Annotated in this window: 20 protein-coding genes and 2 tRNA genes; 19 read left to right on the forward strand and 3 right to left on the reverse strand. The window is 52.7% G+C overall.

The features are described from left to right. Window positions 1–165: 165 nt before the first annotated feature. On the forward strand, window positions 166–642 hold the full coding sequence (greA, locus tag AC790_RS07470; RefSeq protein ID WP_007886682.1) for a transcription elongation factor GreA: 477 nt from the start codon (window positions 166–168) through the stop codon (window positions 640–642). Window positions 643–767: 125 nt separating this feature from the next. Here greA and yhbY read toward each other — a convergent pair whose 3' ends face one another. Further along, complete coding sequence (gene yhbY / locus AC790_RS07475; RefSeq protein WP_007886683.1) at window positions 768–1,061, reverse strand: ribosome assembly RNA-binding protein YhbY; 294 nt, start codon at window positions 1,059–1,061, stop codon at window positions 768–770. A 125-nt stretch (window positions 1,062–1,186) separates the two neighbouring features. On the opposite strand from yhbY, the gene rlmE reads away from it, so the two are divergent. The 17 genes from rlmE (at window position 1,187) to AC790_RS07555 (ending at window position 19,262) form a co-directional block, all read left to right on the forward strand. Next, window positions 1,187–1,816 (forward strand): 23S rRNA (uridine(2552)-2'-O)-methyltransferase RlmE, encoded by a 630-nt coding sequence (rlmE, locus tag AC790_RS07480; RefSeq protein WP_007886684.1) that lies wholly within the window; start codon window positions 1,187–1,189, stop codon window positions 1,814–1,816. Between the two features lie 175 nt (window positions 1,817–1,991). Next, window positions 1,992–3,899, forward strand: coding sequence for an ATP-dependent zinc metalloprotease FtsH (ftsH, locus tag AC790_RS07485; protein WP_036620266.1), 1,908 nt, complete (start codon window positions 1,992–1,994; stop codon window positions 3,897–3,899). 130 nt (window positions 3,900–4,029) lie between these two features. Beyond that, the gene (gene folP, locus AC790_RS07490) at window positions 4,030–4,863 is read left to right on the forward strand and encodes a dihydropteroate synthase (RefSeq protein ID WP_049851366.1); all 834 of its coding nucleotides are present in this window, start codon (window positions 4,030–4,032) and stop codon (window positions 4,861–4,863) included. Between the two features lie 4 nt (window positions 4,864–4,867). Next, window positions 4,868–6,202, forward strand: a complete 1,335-nt coding sequence (gene glmM / locus AC790_RS07495) for a phosphoglucosamine mutase (protein ID WP_049851367.1) — start codon at window positions 4,868–4,870, stop codon at window positions 6,200–6,202. Window positions 6,203–6,419: 217 nt separating this feature from the next. Then, on the forward strand, window positions 6,420–6,755 hold the full coding sequence (gene secG, locus AC790_RS07500; protein ID WP_007886689.1) for a preprotein translocase subunit SecG: 336 nt from the start codon (window positions 6,420–6,422) through the stop codon (window positions 6,753–6,755). 49 nt (window positions 6,756–6,804) lie between these two features. Beyond that, window positions 6,805–6,891, forward strand: a tRNA-Leu gene (locus AC790_RS07505). A gap of 59 nt (window positions 6,892–6,950) precedes the next feature. Further along, window positions 6,951–7,027: transfer RNA gene (locus AC790_RS07510), tRNA-Met, on the forward strand. A 212-nt stretch (window positions 7,028–7,239) separates the two neighbouring features. After that, on the forward strand, window positions 7,240–7,692 hold the full coding sequence (gene rimP, locus AC790_RS07515) for a ribosome maturation factor RimP (RefSeq protein WP_036620302.1): 453 nt from the start codon (window positions 7,240–7,242) through the stop codon (window positions 7,690–7,692). Between the two features lie 24 nt (window positions 7,693–7,716). Beyond that, entirely contained in the window at window positions 7,717–9,204 is a 1,488-nt protein-coding gene (nusA, locus tag AC790_RS07520) for a transcription termination factor NusA (protein WP_007886691.1), read from the forward strand. 17 nt (window positions 9,205–9,221) lie between these two features. After that, complete coding sequence (gene infB, locus AC790_RS07525) at window positions 9,222–11,912, forward strand: translation initiation factor IF-2 (protein ID WP_007886692.1); 2,691 nt, start codon at window positions 9,222–9,224, stop codon at window positions 11,910–11,912. A 65-nt stretch (window positions 11,913–11,977) separates the two neighbouring features. Further along, entirely contained in the window at window positions 11,978–12,385 is a 408-nt protein-coding gene (rbfA, locus tag AC790_RS07530; protein ID WP_007886693.1) for a 30S ribosome-binding factor RbfA, read from the forward strand. Next, a complete protein-coding gene (gene truB / locus AC790_RS07535) occupies window positions 12,385–13,329 on the forward strand; it encodes a tRNA pseudouridine(55) synthase TruB (RefSeq protein WP_049851368.1) in 945 nt (314 codons plus the stop codon). Before rbfA ends, truB begins: the two co-directional genes overlap by 1 nt. 133 nt (window positions 13,330–13,462) lie before the next feature. Continuing rightward, window positions 13,463–13,732, forward strand: a complete 270-nt coding sequence (gene rpsO / locus AC790_RS07540; RefSeq protein WP_036620269.1) for a 30S ribosomal protein S15 — start codon at window positions 13,463–13,465, stop codon at window positions 13,730–13,732. 310 nt (window positions 13,733–14,042) lie between these two features. Then, window positions 14,043–16,181 carry a polyribonucleotide nucleotidyltransferase gene (gene pnp / locus AC790_RS07545; protein ID WP_007886696.1) on the forward strand — a complete coding sequence of 713 codons (2,139 nt, stop codon included), beginning with the start codon at window positions 14,043–14,045 and terminating at the stop codon, window positions 16,179–16,181. Window positions 16,182–16,310: 129 nt separating this feature from the next. Then, window positions 16,311–17,195, forward strand: coding sequence for a lipoprotein NlpI (nlpI, locus tag AC790_RS07550; protein ID WP_007886697.1), 885 nt, complete (start codon window positions 16,311–16,313; stop codon window positions 17,193–17,195). Window positions 17,196–17,299: 104 nt separating this feature from the next. Further along, a complete protein-coding gene (gene yrbN, locus AC790_RS25295; RefSeq protein WP_098053093.1) occupies window positions 17,300–17,356 on the forward strand; it encodes a protein YrbN in 57 nt (18 codons plus the stop codon). 16 nt (window positions 17,357–17,372) lie between these two features. Beyond that, complete coding sequence (locus AC790_RS07555) at window positions 17,373–19,262, forward strand: DEAD/DEAH family ATP-dependent RNA helicase (protein WP_007886698.1); 1,890 nt, start codon at window positions 17,373–17,375, stop codon at window positions 19,260–19,262. A 69-nt stretch (window positions 19,263–19,331) separates the two neighbouring features. Here AC790_RS07555 and AC790_RS07560 read toward each other — a convergent pair whose 3' ends face one another. After that, complete coding sequence (locus AC790_RS07560) at window positions 19,332–20,078, reverse strand: SDR family NAD(P)-dependent oxidoreductase (RefSeq protein WP_007886699.1); 747 nt, start codon at window positions 20,076–20,078, stop codon at window positions 19,332–19,334. Between the two features lie 183 nt (window positions 20,079–20,261). Between AC790_RS07560 and AC790_RS07565 the strand changes: the two genes are divergently transcribed. Continuing rightward, window positions 20,262–21,179 (forward strand): AraC family transcriptional regulator, encoded by a 918-nt coding sequence (locus AC790_RS07565; RefSeq protein WP_049851369.1) that lies wholly within the window; start codon window positions 20,262–20,264, stop codon window positions 21,177–21,179. 3 nt (window positions 21,180–21,182) lie between these two features. On the opposite strand, the gene AC790_RS07570 is transcribed toward AC790_RS07565, so the two are convergent. Next, window positions 21,183–22,193, reverse strand: coding sequence for an LLM class flavin-dependent oxidoreductase (locus AC790_RS07570; protein ID WP_049851370.1), 1,011 nt, complete (start codon window positions 22,191–22,193; stop codon window positions 21,183–21,185). Between the last annotated feature and the right edge of the window lie 19 nt (window positions 22,194–22,212).

Genomic DNA, 22,212 nt, shown 5'->3' on the forward strand with positions numbered 1-22,212 from the left:
CTGGGGTAAAATACGTATCAAAATGCAAAACCGAACCTGACCCGGAAAGCTTTCCGGGTCAGGCTTCTTTTGCTTGTGAAAAGAGGTAACGCGCCGCAGAAGCTGTTTTCTGCTGTCACCGGTCAGGATGACGCCGTTAACCAGGATAGATGACGAGGAGCCAAAATGAATCAGATTCCGATGACGTTGAAAGGCGCTGAGAAGCTGCGCGAAGAGCTGAACGAACTGAAATCCGTAAAGCGTCCGCGCATTATCGCCTCCATCGCCACAGCCCGTGAGCACGGCGATTTAAAAGAGAATGCCGAATATCATGCGGCTCGCGAAGAACAAGGTTTTTGCGAGGGTCGTATTCAGGAGATCGAAGCTAAGCTCTCCAATGCGCAGGTGATTGATATCACTGCAATGCCGAAAACCGGCCGCGTTATTTTTGGCGCAACCGTGACCATTCTGAATGTGGAAACGGATGAAGAGTTCACCTACCGCATCGTGGGTGACGATGAAGCTGACTTCAAACAGAACCTGATCTCCGTGAATTCGCCGATGGCGCGTGGATTGGTGGGAAAATCAGCGGATGATGTCGCGATTGTCAAAACCCCGGGTGGGGATGTGGAATATGAAGTGCTGAAGGTGGAATACCTTTAAGATATTGCTACGCTTTGCAATATGTCGCTGCATTTTGTAAAGAAAGGAAAAAGGCCGCACTGCGGCCTTTTATCACATGCAGGAGCGTGGCACTTTCTTTGCCCGTCGCCGCCTTTAGGGCATGATTAACGCGGAAGAGTGATTTTACGCTCTTTGGCAGGGCGATATAGCACCAGCGTGTTGCCGATGACCTGTACGTTGCCTGCTTTAGTTTCACGCACGATAGCGTCAACGATCAGCTGCTTGGTTTCACGATCTTCCGAGGCAATTTTTACCTTGATCAATTCGTGATGCTCGAGCGCCAGTTCGATTTCGGCGAGCACGCCTTCAGTTAGGCCATTACCGCCCAGCATGACAACCGGCTTAAGCGGATGGGCAAGGCCTTTCAGGTGCTGTTTTTGTTTGGTACTCAGATTCATCGTATTTTTTGCTTACTCAGGGATTGAAAACGGTTCATTCTACCGCCATCTCGGGTATATCGCCAAATCAACGCGACCATTGCGTGCTGATTTATCGCTACGATGACGATTTAATTGGAAAAATTATGACGGGTAAAAAGCGTTCGGCCAGTTCCAGTCGCTGGCTACAGGAACACTTTAGCGATAAATATGTGCTGCAGGCACAGAAAAAAGGGTTGCGTTCGCGTGCCTGGTTTAAACTTGAGGAAATACAGCAGGGTGACAAGATTTTCAAACCCGGCATGACGGTGGTTGATCTGGGCGCTGCACCCGGCGGTTGGTCGCAATATGTGGTACAGCTTATCGGATCAAGTGGTCGTATCATTGCCTGCGATCTGTTACCAATGGATCCCATTGTCGGCGTTGATTTCCTGCAAGGCGATTTTCGTGATGAAGCGGTGCTTAACGCCTTACTGGAGCGCGTTGGCGACCAAAAGGTGCAGGTGGTGATGTCAGATATGGCACCCAACATGAGCGGGACACCTGCGGTTGATATTCCACGTTCGATGTATTTGGTAGAATTGGCGCTGGAAATGTGTCGGGATATCCTGGCCCCAGGCGGCAGTTTTGTCGTGAAAGTGTTTCAGGGAGATGGCTTCGATGAATACCTGCGGGAAATTCGCTCCCTGTTTACGAAAGTGAAAATTCGTAAGCCGGACGCTTCGCGATTACGTTCGCGCGAAGTGTACATTGTGGCGACGGGGCGCAAACTTTAGCCTGAATTGCCGGAATCAAAGCAAGACGACCAATGCGTTTACTCTGATGTCTAATTCTGAGTTTCAAGGTAAACAAGCAAAATCATCCGCACTGCGATTCCAGGTATGAAGGATCTATAGTACCCTACGCTGTCTGTTAACATCGTTGTAATATGAGGTTAATCCCTTGAGTGACATGGCGAAAAACCTGATTCTCTGGTTAGTCATCGCGGTCGTGCTGATGTCTGTATTCCAGAGCTTTGGGCCCAGCGAGTCGAATGGCCGTAGGGTTGATTATTCAACTTTCCTATCGGAAGTGAACCAAGATCAGGTCCGCGAGGCACGAATTAACGGGCGTGAGATTAACGTTGTCAAAAAAGACAGCAATAAATACACCACCTATATCCCCGTCAACGATCCTAAGTTACTCGATAACCTGTTGACCAAAAACGTCAAAGTAGTTGGCGAACCGCCTGAAGAACCAAGCCTGCTGGCTTCAATCTTCATCTCATGGTTCCCAATGCTGCTGCTGATTGGCGTGTGGATCTTCTTTATGCGGCAGATGCAGGGCGGCGGCGGTAAGGGCGCGATGTCCTTCGGCAAGAGCAAAGCCCGCATGTTGACCGAAGATCAGATCAAAACCACCTTTGCTGATGTGGCCGGTTGTGATGAGGCCAAAGAAGAAGTTGGTGAGCTGGTTGAGTATTTGCGTGAGCCGAGCCGTTTCCAGAAACTGGGCGGTAAAATCCCGAAAGGCGTCCTGATGGTCGGCCCTCCGGGTACCGGTAAAACGCTGCTGGCGAAAGCCATTGCAGGCGAAGCGAAAGTACCGTTCTTTACCATTTCCGGTTCTGACTTCGTTGAAATGTTCGTAGGTGTCGGTGCATCACGTGTGCGTGACATGTTTGAACAAGCGAAGAAAGCCGCGCCGTGCATCATCTTTATCGATGAAATCGATGCGGTTGGCCGTCAACGTGGCGCCGGTTTAGGCGGTGGTCACGATGAACGTGAACAAACGCTGAACCAGATGCTGGTTGAGATGGATGGCTTTGAAGGTAATGAAGGCATCATCGTGATCGCGGCAACTAACCGTCCAGACGTGCTTGACCCGGCGCTGCTGCGTCCAGGCCGCTTCGACCGCCAGGTTGTGGTTGGCTTGCCAGACGTCCGCGGTCGTGAGCAGATTCTGAAAGTGCATATGCGTCGTGTGCCGTTGGCTACCGATATGGATCCCTCTGTTATTGCACGCGGTACGCCGGGCTTCTCCGGTGCGGATTTGGCTAACCTGGTCAACGAAGCTGCGCTGTTCGCTGCTCGCGGCAATAAGCGTGTGGTTTCAATGGTTGAGTTTGAAAAAGCCAAAGACAAAATCATGATGGGTGCAGAACGTCGCTCCATGGTGATGACCGAAGAGCAGAAAGAATCGACGGCGTACCATGAAGCGGGTCACGCAATCGTGGGTACTCTGGTTCCGGGTTACGATCCGGTGCACAAAGTCACCATCATCCCGCGTGGTCGCGCCTTAGGTGTTGCCTTCTTCTTGCCAGTGGGCGATGAGATCAGCGCCAATCGTCAGAAGCTGGAAAGCCGTATTTCAGTGGCTTACGGCGGGCGTCTGGCGGAAGAGATCATTTATGGTCCGGACTATGTTTCTACCGGTGCTTCATCTGACATTAAAATGGCGACCAGCGTAGCGCGCAACATGGTTACGCAGTGGGGCTTCTCCGAGAAGCTGGGTCCGTTGCTTTACGCTGAAGAAGAGGGCGAAGTGTTCCTTGGACGTTCAGTGGCGAAAGCGAAACATATGTCAGATGAAACGGCGCGCATTATCGATCAGGAAGTTAAACACCTTATCGATACTAACTACCAACGTGCTCGCCGCATCCTGAACGAAAACATGGACATCCTTCACGCGATGAAAGACGCGCTGATGAAGTATGAGACCATCGATGCACCACAAATCAGCGATTTGATGGCACGTCGCGAAGTACGTCCACCTGCAGGTTGGGAAGAGGCTAAGGTTGCTGTTGGTAACGGCGACTCAACTCAGGCTCCTCGCCCTGTAGATGACCCGAAAACACCGGGTTCTGATAAGATTATGTGATGGCAATCTGGCGGGACGATAACGCTACCGCTAGATTTACAGCCCACACTGCTTGTTATAATGCAAACCCCGGCCGGTCCGGGGTTTTTTTTATTTCGCGATTTAGTGGTCCCTCAAGGAGATTTTCGCCATGAAGTTGTTCGCCCGTGATTCCCATCTCGATCTCTCTTTTCCCCATGTGATGGGTATTTTGAATGTCACGCCGGACTCCTTCTCAGATGGCGGAACGCACAACACCTTGGTCGATGCGCTGACGCACACCAATGAGATGGTGAACGCGGGTGCCACCATCATTGATGTTGGCGGTGAGTCTACGCGTCCCGGGGCTGATGAAGTCAGTGTGGAAGAAGAGCTGGAACGTGTCATTCCCGTAGTAGAAGCCATTGCACAGCGTTTTGAGGTGTGGATTTCAGTCGATACCTCCAAGCCAGAAGTGATCCGCGAGGCCGCGAGAGTGGGCGCTCACATCATTAATGATATTCGCTCGCTATCCGAACCCGGTGCGCTGGTGGCTGCTGCGGAAACCGGTCTGCCGGTATGTTTGATGCATATGCAAGGCGAACCGCGCACCATGCAGCAGGCACCGGAATATCACAATATTGTTAGCGAAGTGGACGCTTACTTCGCTGCTCAGATTGCGCGCTGTGAAGCGGCTGGAATAAAAAAAGAGAATCTGCTGCTCGATCCTGGCTTTGGATTCGGTAAGAATCTCAGCCACAACTATGAACTGCTGGCGCATTTGGGCCATTTCCACCATTACGGTTTACCGCTATTAGTGGGAATGTCGCGTAAATCGATGGTTGGACAGCTATTAAATGTTGGTCCGGCGCAGCGCCTGACCGGCAGCCTAAGCTGTGCGGTGATCGCCGCTATGCAAGGGGCACAAATTATTCGCGTACATGATGTGAAAGAGACGGTCGAAGCGATGCGCGTCGTCGAAGCGACACGAAGAGCAAAAGGATAAAGGCATGAGTAATCGTAAATATTTCGGTACAGATGGTATTCGCGGCAAAGTCGGTGAAGCGCCGATTACCCCTGATTTTGTCCTCAAGCTGGGCTGGGCAGCAGGTAAAGTGCTGGCGCGCCAGGGCTCTCGCAAAGTATTGATTGGTAAAGATACGCGTATTTCAGGTTATATGCTGGAATCGGCGCTGGAAGCGGGACTGGCGGCAGCGGGATTGTCTGCGGCCTTTACGGGACCAATGCCGACGCCGGCTATCGCCTATCTAACGCGCACCTTCCGTGCGGAAGCGGGCATTGTGATTTCGGCATCGCATAATCCGTTTGACGACAACGGCATTAAATTCTTTTCTGCTGAAGGCACCAAGCTGCCGGATGAAGTTGAAGAAGCCATTGAGCTGGAGATGGAGAAACCTATCACCTGCGTCGAGTCCGCTGAACTGGGCCGCGCTAGCCGCATTGTTGATGCTGCAGGCCGTTATATAGAATTCTGTAAAGGTACCTTCCCGAGCGAGCTGAGTCTCAATGGGCTTAAAATTGTGGTCGATTGCGCAAACGGTGCGACTTACCACATTGCTCCCAACGTGCTGCGTGAACTCGGCGCAACGGTGATTGCTATCGGCACACAGCCGGATGGTATGAACATCAATAAAGATTGCGGCGCGACCGATTTGCGTCTGCTGCAACATCGCGTGTTAGAAGAGAAGGCCGATCTCGGATTGGCTTACGATGGTGACGGCGACCGTATCATGATGGTTGATCATCTGGGCCATAAAGTTGATGGTGACCAGATTCTTTATATCATTGCGCGCGAAGGGCTGCGTCAGGGCCAGCTGCGCGGCGGCGTGGTGGGCACGCTGATGAGTAACATGGGGCTGGAACTGGCACTGAAGCAGCTGGGTATTCCGTTCACCCGTGCAAAAGTGGGCGACCGCTATGTGCTGGAAAAAATGCAGGAAAAGGGATGGCGTTTAGGGGCGGAAAACTCCGGTCACGTCATTTTGCTGGATAAAACCACCACCGGCGACGGCATTGTGGCAAGTTTGCAAGTGCTCACTGCTGTAGTACGAAATCATATGACGTTACACGATTTGTGCAGCGGTATGAAAATGCTGCCGCAGATTTTGGTTAACGTGCGCTTTGCTGGCGAGCACGATCCGCTGGAAAGCGAGAGCGTGAAAGCCGTGACCGCAGAAGTGGAAAAAACGCTGGCGGGACGTGGTCGCGTGTTGCTGCGTAAATCCGGCACCGAACCGCTGATCCGTGTAATGGTGGAAGGTGAAGATGAGGCGCAGGTTAGCGCGCTGGCGCACAAAATCGCAGATGCAGTAAAAGCGGTGTAATTGAATTCAGGCGGAGAAATTTTGCACTTTCCGCCTGCAAAATCACCGGGATGGTGCTTTTTTCCGCAATCGAAAGCGATGGTGAAAATTGCACTTGCAGAGGTATGTGCCATTGGTTAGTATTCACACCCGCTTCTGATGGGTGATGACGAGACTCCCCATCGATATTGGTTGAAGCTTTAACTGTGCAGATAACGCGCAAGGAAACAGGTTGATTATGTACGAAGCTCTGTTAGTTGTTTTCCTTATTGTAGCGATTGGCCTCGTAGGTTTGATCATGCTGCAGCAAGGCAAAGGCGCTGATATGGGAGCCTCATTCGGTGCAGGCGCTTCTGGTACGCTGTTCGGTTCTAATGGGTCAGGCAACTTTATGACTCGTATGACCGCGGTACTGGCTACCCTGTTCTTCATCATCAGCCTGGTTCTGGGTAATCTGAACAGTAATAAAACAGCCAAAGGAAGTGAGTGGGATAACCTCACTGCGCCGGCGCAGTCTGAACAGCAGACTCAGCCAGCTAAACCGGCAACGCCGGGCAATGATATCCCGCAGTAAGATCGTCAACGCTGTAGTGCGACAAATTAGCGTCGCAGTCTAGTGATGTACCGAGGTGGTGAAATTGGTAGACACGCTACCTTGAGGTGGTAGTGCTCGAAAGGGCTTACGGGTTCAAGTCCCGTCCTCGGTACCAAATCTCAGTAAAACTTGCATTTTTTGCAAGGCCGGCGTATTATTCGCCACGTTTTCGGACGCGGGGTGGAGCAGCCTGGTAGCTCGTCGGGCTCATAACCCGAAGGTCGTCGGTTCAAATCCGGCCCCCGCAACCACTTTCCCTTAGAGTTCTTTTTCAAATATACTGTATGCATCGACGGACGCAGTCATCAGTGATTTTGAAAAAAATTCTTTTGGATTGTGCTCCGAAGCCGCTATGCGGCGTACAGGGTCCAGTCACAAAAAGCCCCGAATATTCGGGGTTTTTTGTTATCAGGAAATCGACACACTGGGCTATAGGCCCTTTTTTTATGTCTTGGGGGTGGGCTTGTCCACATTAGAGCAAAAATTGACAGAGTTGATCTCTGCTCCAGTAGAAGCGCTTGGCTACGAATTAGTCGGTATCGAGTTTATTCGTGGTCGCACATCAACATTGCGCATCTATATTGATAGTGAAGAGGGTATCAATGTTGATGATTGCGCCGATGTTAGCCACCAGGTCAGCGCAGTAATGGATGTGGAAGATCCAATTACCGTGGCTTACAACCTTGAAGTTTCCTCGCCGGGTCTCGAACGTCCTCTTTTCACTGCTGAACACTATGCACGTTTTGCCGGTGACGAGGTGAGCCTGGTACTACGCATGGCCGTACAAAACCGCCGTAAATGGCAGGGTATCATCAAGTCTGTAGAAGGTGAGATGATCACGGTGACCGTTGAGGGTAACGATGAAGTGTTCGCGCTGAGCAACATTCAGAAAGCGAACCTGGTCCCCCACTTTTAAAAGTCCGGATTGAGGCTAACCAGGATGAACAAAGAGATCTTAGCTGTAGTAGAAGCCGTTTCTAACGAAAAAGCCCTGCCGCGTGAGAAAATCTTCGAAGCGCTGGAGAGCGCTTTGGCCACTGCGACCAAAAAGAAGTATGAGCAAGAGATCGAAGTGCGAGTCAGCATTGACCGTCGCAGCGGCGATTTCGACACCTTCCGTCGCTGGCAGATTGTTGAAGAAGTCACGCAGCCGACTCGCGAGATCACGCTGGATGCAGCCCGTTATGAAGACGAAGCGTTCAATCTGGGCGAATTTGTCGAAGATCAGATTGAATCTGTCACCTTCGACCGTATCACCACCCAAACTGCTAAGCAGGTTATCGTACAAAAAGTACGTGAAGCTGAGCGCGCAATGGTGGTTGATCAGTTCCGTCAACACGAAGGCGAAATCATCACTGGCGTGGTGAAGAAAGTGAACCGCGACAACATTTCACTGGACCTCGGTAGCAATGCCGAAGCGGTGATTGGACGTGAAGACATGCTGCCGCGTGAAAACTTCCGTCCAGGCGACCGCATCCGCGGCGTGCTGTACGCCGTTCGCCCTGAAGCACGTGGCGCACAGCTGTTCGTCACGCGTTCTAAGCCGGAAATGCTGATTGAGTTGTTCCGCATTGAGGTGCCAGAAATTGGCGAAGAAGTTATCGAGATCAAAGCGGCAGCGCGCGATCCGGGTTCACGCGCCAAAATCGCAGTGAAAACCAACGATAAACGTATTGATCCAGTAGGCGCTTGCGTCGGTATGCGCGGTGCGCGTGTGCAGGCGGTTTCAAGCGAGCTGGGTGGCGAGCGTATCGATATTGTGCTGTGGGACGACAACCCGGCGCAGTTCGTTATCAACGCTATGGCGCCTGCTGATGTGGCGTCAATTGTGGTGGACGAAGACAATCACACCATGGATATCGCTGTTGAAGCCGGCAATCTGGCTCAGGCGATCGGTCGTAACGGCCAAAACGTGCGTCTGGCTTCCCAACTGAGCGGTTGGGAACTGAACGTGATGACCGTCGATGATCTGCAGGCTAAGCACCAAGCTGAAGCCCATGCAGCAATCGATATGTTCACCAAACATCTCGACATCGACGAAGAGTTCGCCACCATTCTGGTGGAAGAGGGCTTCTCTTCGCTGGAAGAATTGGCTTATGTGCCAATCAACGAGCTGCTGGAAATCGACGGCCTCGATGAAGAGACCATTGAAGCCCTGCGTGAACGAGCAAAAAATGCGTTAACTACCCTGGCATTAGCGAAAGAAGAGAGCCTTGGTAATCAGGAGCCCGCTGAGGATCTTCTGAATCTTGAGGGCTTGGATCGTGCGCTGGCGTATCGCCTGGCGTCGAAAGGCGTTTGCACGCTGGAAGATCTCGCTGAGCAAGGTGTTGACGATCTGACAGATATTGAAGGGCTGGATGATGAGAAGGCCGGTGCGCTGATTATGGCTGCACGTAATATCTGCTGGTTCGGCGATGACGCGTAATAACAGGAAGGAACAGCATGACAGATGTAACCGTAAAATCGCTGGCCGCCGAAATTCAGACCCCGGTCGATCGCCTGGTACAGCAATTTGCTGATGCAGGGATCCGTAAGTCTGAAAATGATGCGGTGTCCCAGCAAGAGAAAGAAACCTTACTGTCTCACCTGAATCGTGAGCACGGTCAGACCGGTTCAAGCAAGCTGACTTTGCAGCGCAAGACGCGCAGCACCTTGAATATTCCCGTCACCGGGGGTAAAAGTAAGTCGGTACAAATCGAAGTCCGCAAAAAGCGCACATACGTGAAAGGCGACGCAGAGTCTGAGCAAGCTCAGGCAGAAGCGGAAGCCGAGGCGCAGCGTGAAGCGGAAGAGCAGGCGCGTCGCGAGGCGGAAGAACAAGCCCGTCGCGAAGCTGAACAGAAAGCGCAACGTGAAGCCGAAGATAAAGCCAAGCGCGAAGCCGCTGACAAGGCCAAACGTGAAGCAGCGGAAAAAGAGAAATTGACTAATCAACCTACCGACGTAGTAGCCAAGGCTGCGCAGTCTGATAAAGCCCGTCGTGAAGCAGAAGCTGCCGAACTGAAACGTAAAGCAGAAGAAGAAGCTCGCCGTAAGCTGGAAGAAGATGCGCGCCGCGTGGCCGAAGAAGCCCGCCGCCTGGCTGAAGAAAAAGGCGCTGAATGGGCAAAACCTGAAGAAGAGGATAAAGGCGACTATCACGTCACTACCTCTACTCATGCCCGTCAGGCAGAAGACGAGAACGATCGCCAGGTTGAAGCTGGCCGTGCACGTGCTCGCACCACCAAAGCTGCTCGCCCGGTGAAGAAAGGCAACAAGCACTCTGAAGCCAAAACCGATCGTGAAGAAGCTCGTGCTCAGGTACGTGGCGGCAAAGGCGGTAAGCATCGTAAGCCAAGCACCCTGCAGCAAGGCTTCAACAAGCCAGCTCAGGCTGTGAACCGTGATGTTGTCATCGGTGAAACCATCACCGTTGCTGAACTGGCCAATAAAATGGCAATCAAAGGTTCTCTGGTCGTTAAGGCGATGATGAAGATGGGCGCAATGGCGACCATCAACCAGGTTATCGATCAAGAAACCGCTCAGATGGTCGCGGAAGAGATGGGCCACAAAGTGATCCTGCGCCGCGAGAATGAGCTGGAAGAAGCGGTAATGGACGATCGTGATACCGATGCTGCGCAGGAAAGCCGCGCGCCAGTCGTGACCATCATGGGCCACGTTGACCACGGTAAAACCTCTCTGCTTGACTACATTCGTTCTACGAAAGTGGCTTCAGGCGAAGCAGGCGGTATTACCCAGCATATCGGTGCATACCACGTTGAAACTGACAACGGTATGATCACCTTCCTCGACACCCCTGGCCACGCCGCGTTTACCGCAATGCGTGCACGTGGTGCGCAGGCAACGGATATCGTTATCCTTGTGGTTGCGGCTGATGACGGCGTGATGCCTCAGACCGTCGAAGCTATCCAGCATGCGAAAGCAGCCGGTGTGCCAGTGGTTGTTGCAGTCAACAAAGTTGATAAGCCTGATGCAGATCCAGATCGCGTTAAGAATGAACTGACCCAATACGGCATCCTGCCGGAAGAGTGGGGCGGTGAGAACATGTTCGTTAACGTCTCTGCGAAAGCCGGTACCGGTATCGACGACCTGCTGAATGCGATTCTGCTGCAAGCTGAAGTCCTGGAACTGTCTGCAATCCGTGAAGGTATGGCGAGCGGCGTGGTGATTGAATCGTTCCTCGACAAAGGTCGTGGTCCGGTTGCTACCGTGCTGGTACGTGAAGGTACGCTCAATAAAGGCGATATCGTGCTGTGCGGCTTCGAATATGGCCGTGTTCGTGCGATGCGTGATGAATTGGGTCGCGAAGTGTTTGAAGCGGGTCCATCCATTCCAGTGGAAATCCTCGGTCTGTCCGGTGTGCCGGCAGCGGGTGATGAAGCGACCGTGGTACGTGACGAGAAGAAAGCACGTGAAGTTGCACTGTATCGTCAGGGCAAATTCCGTGAAGTTAAGCTGGCGCGTCAGCAGAAGTCTAAGTTGGAGAATATGTTCGCCAACATGACCGAAGGTGAAGTGTCTGAGCTGAACATCGTGCTGAAATCCGACGTACAGGGTTCTGTGGAAGCGATCTCCGATTCCCTGCTGAAACTCTCTACCGACGAAGTGAAAGTGCGGATTATCGGTTCGGGTGTAGGTGGAATTACCGAAACCGACGCAACGCTGGCTGCAGCTTCCAACGCGATCATCCTCGGCTTCAACGTACGTGCTGATGCATCTGCTCGCCGCGTCATTGATTCTGAAAACGTTGACCTGCGTTACTACTCTGTCATCTATAATCTGATCGACGAAGTGAAAGCAGCAATGAGCGGCATGCTGGCACCTGAGTTCAAACAGCAGATTATCGGTCTGGCTGCGGTGCGTGACGTGTTCAAATCACCGAAGTTTGGTGCTATCGCGGGCTGTATGGTTACCGAAGGTAACATCAAACGTCACAACCCAATCCGTGTACTGCGTGACAACGTGGTTATCTATGAAGGCGAGCTGGAATCTCTGCGTCGCTTCAAAGATGACGTTAACGAAGTTCGTAACGGCATGGAATGTGGTATCGGCGTGAAGAACTACAACGACGTTCGCGTTGGCGATATGATCGAAGTCTTCGAAGTGATTGAAATTAAACGCACCATCGATTGATCTTCATTTGATGTGTTGCAATTTGGGAGGCCTCTGGCCTCCCGAATTATTTGGGAGAAAGAATAATGGCAAAAGAATTTGGCCGCCCACAGCGCGTTTCCCAGGAGTTGCAGAAAGAGATTGCAATCATCCTGCAGCGCGAAATTAAAGATCCGCGTCTCGGTATGATGGTGACGGTTTCGGGCGTAGAAGTGTCCCGCGATCTGGCTTATGCCAAGGTGTTTGTGACATTTCTGAATGACAAAGATGAAGAAGCGGTGCAAAACGGCCTGAAGGCGCTGAAAGAAGCCTCTGGCTATATCCGCACGCTGGTAGGTAAAGCGATGCGCTTACGTATTGTGCCGGAACTGACCTTCTTCTACGACAACTCGCTGATCGAAGGTATGCGTATGTCGAATCTGGTCAGCAACGTTATCAAGAGCGATGTTGAGCGTCGTGGCGATAGCCCGGCGGAAGATGACAAGGAGGACTAATGAGTCGTCCTCGTCGTCGTGGTCGCGACGTCCACGGTGTGTTTCTGCTGGATAAGCATCAAGGCGCATCCTCCAATGATGTGCTGCAGAAAGTAAAACGTCTGTTCAATGCGAATAAAGCGGGCCACACCGGCGCACTCGATCCGCTGGCAACCGGCATGCTGCCGGTGTGCCTCGGCGAAGCCACTAAGTTTTCGCAATATCTGCTGGATTCTGACAAACGTTATCGCGTGATAGCTCGTCTTGGTGAACGCACCGATACGTCAGATGCCGATGGCAATATTGTTGAAACGCGTGAGATTACTTTCAATCAGGCTGAGCTGGATGCGGCGCTGGAGTACTTTCGTGGTGACACCATGCAGGTGCCGACCATGTTCTCCGCGCTGAAGTATCAGGGGCGTAAGCTGTATGAGTACGCGCGTGAAGGCATTACCGTGCCGCGAGAAGCGCGTCCGATTAAAGTGTTCGAACTGCAGTTTATTCGCTGGGAAGGGGATGAGCTGGAGCTAGAGATTCACGTCTCCAAAGGCACTTACATTCGCACTATCATCGACGATCTCGGTGAGCGGCTGGGCTGTGGCGCGCACGTTATCATGCTGCGTCGTCTGCAGGTGGCACGTTATCCAATCGAAAAAATGGTGACGCTGGAGCAGCTTCAGGAAGTGGCGGCCGCCGTCAATATGGCGGAAACACCGGATTACAGCGCGCTTGATGCGTTATTGTTACCGATGGATAGCCCGGCAGAAGAGTTCCCTATCGTGAATTTACTGCCTGCCGTGGCGGCTTATTTCAAACAAGGTATGCCGGTTCAGGTGGCCGATGCGCCGGAACAGGGATTGGTGCGTGTGACCGAAGGTGATGAGCACAAATTCATTGGTATGGCCGAAATCGCTGATGACGGGCGCGTGGCGCCGCGTCGTCTGGTGGTAGAATTTCCTGCATAATCAAGCGACTCAAATCTGACGTAACGGCGCATTTGCGTTGCTATCAGGCGAAGAGTAGAATGGCGCGGCTTTAAAAGCGGGCTGCTGAATTAGAGATCGGCACCCATACATTCATTTATTACTGGAGTTTATTATGTCTCTAAGCGTAGAAGCTAAAGCAGAGATCGTTGCTAAATACGGTCGTGGTACCAACGACAGCGGTTCAACTGAAGTTCAGGTTGCTCTGCTGACTGCTCAGATTAACCACCTGCAGGGTCACTTCTCTGAGCACAAGAAAGATCACCACAGCCGTCGCGGTCTGCTGCGCATGGTATCTCAGCGTCGTAAGCTGCTGGACTACCTGAAGCGTAAAGATGTTGCTCGCTACACCGGTCTGATCGAAAGCCTGGGTCTGCGTCGCTAAGTCTGAAGAATCTGATCAAGGGTGTAGCGCATGCACTATGCAAAAAAACGCATCTGACGATCAGATTTGTGCGAGTTTCGCGAAAAGGGGGCCTTTATGGCCCCTTTTTTCGAGCAATCCGCAGCAATCCGGACCAAACTCATGTATTGTTGCAGAGAGTGATCTTTGATTGCAGAGGTTCGCGCGGCTAATGAGAGGCTTGACCGCATGGGTGGTTAAGATTGTCATTAGTCGCGAGGATGCAACTGAAGATCGGTAATCCCCGGCGCGCCAGAATGGGCTGCGCCCCTCGAATTTAAGGACTTAAATTTTGCTGAACCCGATCGTACGCAAATTCCAATATGGTCAGCATACCGTCACGCTGGAAACCGGTATGATGGCGCGCCAGGCCACCGCGGCAGTTATGGTGAGCATGGATGACACTGCTGTATTCGTGACTGTTGTTGGCCAGAAAAAAACTAAACCAGGTCAGGACTTCTTCCCGCTGACGGTTAACTATCAGGAGCGTACTTACGCTGCTGGTCGTATCCCGGGTAGCTTCTTCCGTCGTGAAGGCCGTCCAAGCGAAGGCGAAACCCTGATCTCACGTCTGATTGACCGTCCTGTACGTCCGCTGTTCCCGGAAGGCTTCATTAACGAAGTTCAGGTAATTGCGACCGTTGTGTCTGTTAACCCACAAGTTAACCCGGACATCGTTGCAATGATCGGTGCATCTGCAGCGCTGGCTTTGTCTGGCCTGCCGTTCAATGGTCCAATTGGCGCAGCGCGCGTAGGTTATATCAATGACCAATACGTACTGAACCCAACTGCAGATGAAATCAACGAATCTCGTCTGAACCTGGTGGTTGCCGGTACTCAGAACGCGGTGCTGATGGTTGAATCTGAAGCTGACATTCTGACCGAAGAGCAGATGCTGGGCGCCGTAGTATTTGGCCACGAGCAGCAGCAGATCGTTATCGAAAACATCAATGCGCTGGTTGCCGAAGCGGGTAAACCACGCTGGGATTGGCAGCCACTGCCAACTAACGATGCACTGATTGCACGCGTTACTGCCCTGGCGGAAGCGGGCATCAGCGATGCGTATCGCATCACTGATAAGCAAGAGCGTTACACGCAGGTTGGCGCCGTTAAAGATGCCACTATCGCCGCTCTGCAGGCTGAAGATGAAACTTTGGATGCTGGCGATATCGCTGACATCGTGCATGACCTCGAGAAGAGCGTTGTTCGTAGCCGTATTATCCGTGGCGAACCGCGTATCGATGGTCGTGAAAAAGATATGATTCGTGGCCTCGACGTGCGCACTGGCGTACTGCCACGCACGCACGGTTCTTCACTGTTCACCCGTGGTGAAACGCAGGCGCTGGTTACCGCGACCTTAGGTACCGCACGTGACGCGCAAAACCTGGATGAGTTGATGGGCGAGCGTACCGATAGCTTCCTGTTCCACTACAACTTCCCTCCATACTGCGTGGGCGAAACCGGCATGGTTGGCTCTCCAAAGCGTCGTGAGATTGGTCATGGTCGTTTGGCTAAGCGTGGCGTGCTGGCAGTGATGCCTAAGCAAGCTGATTTCCCATACACCGTACGTGTGGTGTCAGAAATCACCGAATCTAACGGTTCTTCTTCAATGGCTTCCGTGTGTGGTGCTTCTCTGGCACTGATGGATGCAGGCGTACCGATCAAAGCAGCCGTTGCCGGTATTGCGATGGGTCTGGTTAAAGAAGCGGACAATTTTGTTGTTCTGTCAGACATTCTGGGTGACGAAGATCACCTCGGCGACATGGACTTCAAAGTTGCAGGTAGCCGCGACGGTATCACTGCACTGCAGATGGATATCAAAATCGAAGGTATCACCCGTGAAATCATGCAGGTTGCCCTGAATCAAGCTAAGGGTGCACGTCTGCATATCCTGAGCGTGATGGAACAGGCAATCAGCACGCCGCGTCAGGAAATCTCTGAATTCGCGCCGCGTATTTACACCATCAAAATCAGTTCAGACAAGATCAAAGATGTCATCGGTAAAGGCGGCTCGGTAATCCGTGCGCTGACCGAAGAAACCGGCACCACCATCGAAATCGAAGATGATGGCACCGTGAAGATCGCTGCAACTGATAGCCTGAAAGCTAAAGAAGCCATTCGTCGCATCGAAGAGATTACTGCTGAGATCGAAGTGGGCCGCGTTTACTCAGGCAAAGTGACACGTATCGTTGATTTCGGTGCCTTCGTGGCAATCGGCGGCGGTAAAGAAGGTTTGGTTCACATCTCTCAGATCGCTGACAAGCGCGTAGAGAAAGTGACCGACTATCTGCAGATGGGCCAGGAAGTTCCAGTTAAAGTGATGGAAGTGGACCGTCAGGGCCGTGTACGCCTGAGCATCAAAGAAGCGACAGAGCAGAAACCAGCGGAAGAAGTTGCTACCGCTGCAACTGATGCATCTGACGCCGAGTAAGCGTTTACCGATTGGCCTCTCCCTGCTCTGTGGGGAGAGGTATTTAGATCATCGCGAGGGCGGGAATCCTTGTGCACAGCAGGAGGATGACAGGATGGTTGTCCCAATGTTTGTATTCGGGAGTGGGAAATGAAGCCTTTTTTGCGCTGGTGTTTTGTTGCGACAGCTATCACGCTGGCAGGATGCAGCAACTCCAATTGGCGTAAGAACGAAGTTCTGGCAGTACCTTTGCAGCCCACACTGCAGCAAGAGGTGATCCTGGCACGCATGGAACAAATTCTTGCCAGTCGTGCCCTGACCGATGATGAACGCGCACAGCTATTATATGAGCGCGGAGTGTTGTATGATAGTTTGGGTCTGAGGGCATTAGCGCGGAACGATTTTTCGCAAGCGCTGTCTATAAGACCAGATATGCCTGAGGTATTTAATTATCTCGGTATATACTTAACGCAGGCAGGCAACTTTGATGCTGCCTATGAAGCGTTTGATTCTGTACTTGAGCTTGATCCAACTTACAACTATGCGCATTTAAACCGTGGTATCGCCCTCTATTACGGCGGTCGATACAAGTTAGCGCAAGATGATCTGCTGGCGTTTTATCAAGACGATCCTAACGATCCTTTCCGCAGCCTTTGGCTCTATCTCGTTGAAAGCGAAATGGACGCCGACAAGGCAAAAGTTACGCTGAGACAGCGTCATGACAAAGCGGTCCGGGACCAATGGGGATGGAATATTGTCGAGTTCTACCTTGGCGACATCAGTGAAAAAACATTGATGGAACGTCTCAAGGCGGACGCAACGGATAACACCTCGCTCGCTGAACATCTCAGTGAAACCAACTTCTATTTAGGTAAGTACTACCTAAGTCTGGGGGAGAAGGACGACGCGAAAGCGTTGTTCAAACTGGCGGTGGCCAACAACGTAAACAACTTTGTTGAACACCGATACGCATTGTTGGAACTGGCGCAACTCGGCCAGACACAAGACGATTTATCAGAATCTGACCAGCAATAGCTGACGAACTTTTATTGCCTGAATACCTGTAAAGTCATCATCTTCAGAGATGAGGGCTTTTCTGTTCGTCAAAACTTCTAATTTGAGCCGGTTCACACTTTTTGATGAAAATGACTGAAAGTTTTCACGACGAGTTATGTAGACTGGCCGCCGCAATCTAAGAGGCACGTGTACTACATGACTGATATTCAAACCACTTTTGCTGACCTTGGCCTGAACGCCGACATCCTCGAATCACTGAACGGTATGGGCTACGTTAAGCCTTCTCCAATCCAGGCTGAGTGCATTCCTCACCTGCTGGCTGGCCGTGATGTGTTGGGTATGGCGCAGACCGGTAGTGGTAAAACCGCGGCATTCTCGTTGCCGCTGCTAAACAACATTGATCCTACTGTTAAAGCACCGCAAATTTTGGTGCTGGCACCTACCCGTGAATTAGCGGTGCAGGTTGCTGAAGCCGTCACAGAATTCTCTAAACACATGCGTGGCATTAACGTTGTAGCCCTGTACGGCGGCCAACGTTATGACGTGCAGCTGCGCGCACTGCGTCAGGGACCACAAGTCGTTGTGGGTACGCCTGGTCGTCTGCTGGATCACCTGAAACGCGGCACGTTAGATCTTTCTAACCTGCGCGGTCTGGTACTGGACGAAGCTGATGAAATGCTGCGTATGGGCTTCATCGAAGACGTTGAAACCATCATGGCGCAGATTCCAGACGGTCATCAGACCGCGCTGTTCTCAGCCACCATGCCAGAAGCGATTCGTCGTATTACGAAACGCTTCATGAAAGATCCGCAGGAAGTGCGCATCCAGTCAAGCCTGACTACGCGCCCAGACATTTCTCAGTCTTACTGGACCGCTTACGGCCGTAAAACTGATGCGCTGGTTCGCTTCCTGGAAGCTGAAGATTTCGATGCAGCTATTATCTTCGTGCGTACCAAAAATGCCACGCTGGAAGTGGCCGAAGCGCTGGAGCGTAGCGGTTATAACAGTGCAGCATTGAACGGTGACATGAACCAGGCACTGCGTGAGCAGACGCTGGAGCGCTTGAAAGATGGTCGTCTCGACATCCTGATCGCTACCGACGTTGCCGCACGTGGCCTGGACGTTGAGCGTATCAGCCTGGTTGTAAACTTTGATATCCCAATGGATGCAGAGTCTTACGTTCACCGTATCGGTCGTACCGGCCGTGCAGGTCGTGCAGGTCGTGCATTGCTGTTCGTTGAGAACCGCGAGCGTCGTCTGCTGCGCAACATTGAACGTACTATGAAGCTGACCATTCCAGAAGTTGAGCTGCCTAATGCAGAACTGCTGGGTGAGCGTCGTCTGGCCAAGTTCGCGGCTAAAGTACAGCAGCAGCTGGAAAGCAGCGATCTGGACCAATATCGCGCACTGCTGAGCAAAATGCAGCCGGGCGAAGATCTGGATATCGAAACTCTGGCCGCAGCACTGCTGAAAATGGCTCAGGGCGAACGTCCACTGATTCTGCCACCAGAAGCACCGCGTCCAGCGCGTCGTGAATTCAGCGATCGTCCTGAGCGTAGTGAACGTCGTGATTCACGTGATTCTCGCGGCCCACGCGAAAGCCGTGACAGCCGTGATGGCGATCGCCCACGTCGTGAACGTCGTGATGTTGGTGAAATGCAGCTGTACCGCATTGAAGTTGGCCGTGATGATGGTGTTGAAGTTCGTCACATCGTTGGCGCGATCGCTAACGAAGGCGATATCAGCAGCCGCTATATCGGTAACATCAAGCTGTTTGGCACGCACTCAACTATCGAGCTGCCGAAAGGCATGCCGGGCGAAGTTCTGCAGCATTTTACTCGCACGCGTATTCTGAATAAACCGATGAATATGCAGTTGATGGGTGATGCACCAGTGCATGAGCGTAGCGAACGCCGTGGTAGCGGTGCTCCGCGTGATGGCGCACCACGTGGCGAAGGCGCTCCACGTCGCTTCTCCGAACGTCGTGAAGGTGGCCGCGAAGGCGGACGCTTCAGCCGTGAAGGTGGTCGTGGACCACGTCGTGAAGAGGGTGCAGCTGCTGCACCACGTCGTCGTGACGCATAAGCGATAAACGCTAAAGAGTAAAAAGGGACGCTGATGCGTCCCTTTTTTTATGCTGGCGGAAACTAAATTTTACACGCCACCGGCAATCAGCACGCGCTCGCCGCTAACGTAAGCTGACTCTTCTGAAGCCAGGAACAGCGCCACCTGCGCCACATCTTCTGGCAGGCCAAAGCGTCCTAATGGCGTTGCCGCAATCAGCTGAGCTTTTAATTCCGGATGCATCTTCTTCGCTGCCAGCAAGCCTTCGGTCAAAATGATGCCAGGCGCTAACGCATTGACGCGAATATTACGCGGCCCCAATTCCCGTGCGAGACCCTGGGTCAGCGTATCAATTGCGCCTTTAGTTGCCGCCCAAAGCACCGAACCGGGCGTGCTGCGTTGGCTGTTAAGGGCGCTGAGGTTAATGATGGAACCGCCACGAGCCGGGAAATGTTTTGCCGCCAGCTGACAAACCAGCAAAGTGCCAAGCAGATTCACATTCAGCTGCTGTTGCATCTCGCTGATGCTGAGATCGCTGAAGTCGCCGTGGTGAAAAATACCGGCATTGTTCACCACAATGTCGGGTGCGCCAAACTGCTCAATGCTGCTAGCGAACAGGCGCTGCACATCGGCCTCGCGCGAGATATCTGCCTGTACAGCGATGGCGTCACTACCCAGCGCCTGAATGTCAGTGACCACATCCGCGGCGCCCACTTCATCCTGAAGATAGTTGACCACCACACGAGCACCGGCCGCCGCGAAAGTCATGGCGATGGCAGCACCAATGCCTTTCGAAGCGCCCGTCACCAGCGCAATTTTGCCTTCAAGTGTTTTCATTGTGTCTCTCCACCTGAGATTTCGGGGAAGATAAAGCATGCGCTGCCCGTACAATTTGGTGGTAGCGCAATCCTGCAAGCTTTTTGCACAATCCTGCAAATCTGCTGTGCAAGGACTAGGCGTAATTCCTGCGACAAGCGAGAATATCAGCTTAGTGATTTCTTATCGCGGAGCGCATATCGCATGATTCATCAGCAGCAATGGCAGCAGTTAGTGGCGATTATCGCCCGTCATGCGCCGGAAGATGGTCGCCATAATAGCCCGATCGATTTTCTCTCATTTGGCCGCAGTTCCAAGCCCACCAGCTTGACGCACGTAGCGACCTGGGCCAGTTTCGCGCTGGTAGCGCAAGGACAGAAAGCCCTGCGCATGGGCGATGATGTGATGCATTACGGACCGGGCGATTTGCTGCTGGTGACGCTCGATATGCCGGTGCAATCCTGCGTAGTAATGGCGACGGCAGAAAAACCGAATCTCGGCGTGGGCATCACCATCAACGAAACGCGTCTAATGCGTTACCTTGAGCATTTTCCACATCATCATGTTGGTAGCAGTGCCATCAGCGAACGCGGCATTGCCGTGCATAAAGTTGCGCCACCGTTGGTCGATGCGGTGATGCGTCTGGTTGAATTATTGGATCAGCCACAGGATATAGCCGCACTGGCGCCGTTAATTGAGCAGGAAATTTTCTATCGTTTGCTGACCGGACCAGAAGGACCGCGCATTCTCAACATGGCGCTGACGGAACGACCAGGCAACAAAGTGGCGCGCGCAGCACGTTGGCTACGTGAAAACTTTCATCAGCCACTAAAAATGGATCACCTGGCGAGCAGCGTAGGAATGAGCATTTCGTCGTTGCATCATCACTTCAAAGCGGTGACGGCGATGACGCCGATGCAGTATCAAAAGCAGCTGCGGCTGAATGAAGCGCGGCGCCTGATGTTAATTGAGAAGCTGGATGCCGGAACGGCGGGCTATCGGGTAGGGTATCAAAGTGCATCGCAGTTCAGTCGCGAATACAGCCGTTTTCACGGCCAGTCTCCGGCGCGTGATGTGCGAACAATTGCGGTGGGTCAGGAGTGGTTAAACCCACCGCAATAACCGTTACAGCGAGCGCGCGGCTTCCATTGCCAGTGCGAAGGAGCGCAGACGTGCCTGTGAGTCGTAAATCTGGCCGTTAACCATGATCTCATCCGCCTGAGTTTCACGTACCAGCGCTGCCAGTCCGTTTCGTACTTTTTCGCTGTCGCCGACAATCGACATGCTCAGCGCTTGCTGCACGCCATATTGTTCAGACGGTGACCACAGATTATCCATGTTCTCCACCGGCGCGGGTAGCGGACCCGGCTTGCCACGACGCAGATTGATAAACTGCTGCTGCATTGAGGTAAACAGGAAGCGCGCATCACGTTCGCTATCGGCCGCGACGACGTTAACGCACACCATCGCATACGGTTTCGCCAGACGCGCGGAAGGTTTGAATTTCTCACGATAGAGATGCAGTGCCTGGAACAGCAGGTCTGGCGCAAAGTGCGAGGCAAACGCAAACGGCAAACCAAGCTGAGCGGCTAGTTGTGCGCTATACAGGCTGGATCCCAGTAGCCACACCGGAATCTTCAGGCCTAAACCTGGCACCGGCTGAACGGGTGGATGTTCGCCTTCTTCGGCGTCAAACCAGCGAATCAGCTCAGAGACATCTTCCGGGAAACTATCCGCCTGGCCGCTGGAAAGATGACGACGCAACGCCAGCATGGTGCGTTGGTCCGAACCTGGCGCGCGGCCTAATCCCAGATCGATACGGCCAGGATAAAGCGATTCGAGGGTACCAAACTGTTCGGCGATCACCAGCGGCGCATGGTTTGGCAACATGATGCCACCCGAACCAAGACGCAGGGTTTCGGTGTTTGCCGCTAAATAGCCAATCAGTACCGACGTGGCAGCGCTGGCAATGCCGGTCATATTGTGGTGTTCGGCCAGCCAATAGCGGTGGAAACCAAGCGCTTCAGACTGACGCGCCAGCGCCAGCGAGTTATGGAACGCGTCGCGCGCAGATGAACCTTGTGGAATAGGGGCCAGATCCAACACGGACAGGCGAACAGTTTTTTTCTCAGACATTGGCACTCCAAATAAGGAT

Source organism: Pantoea sp. RIT-PI-b (genome assembly GCF_001187905.1).
Classification (GTDB): Bacteria; Pseudomonadota; Gammaproteobacteria; order Enterobacterales; family Enterobacteriaceae; genus Pantoea; species Pantoea nemavictus.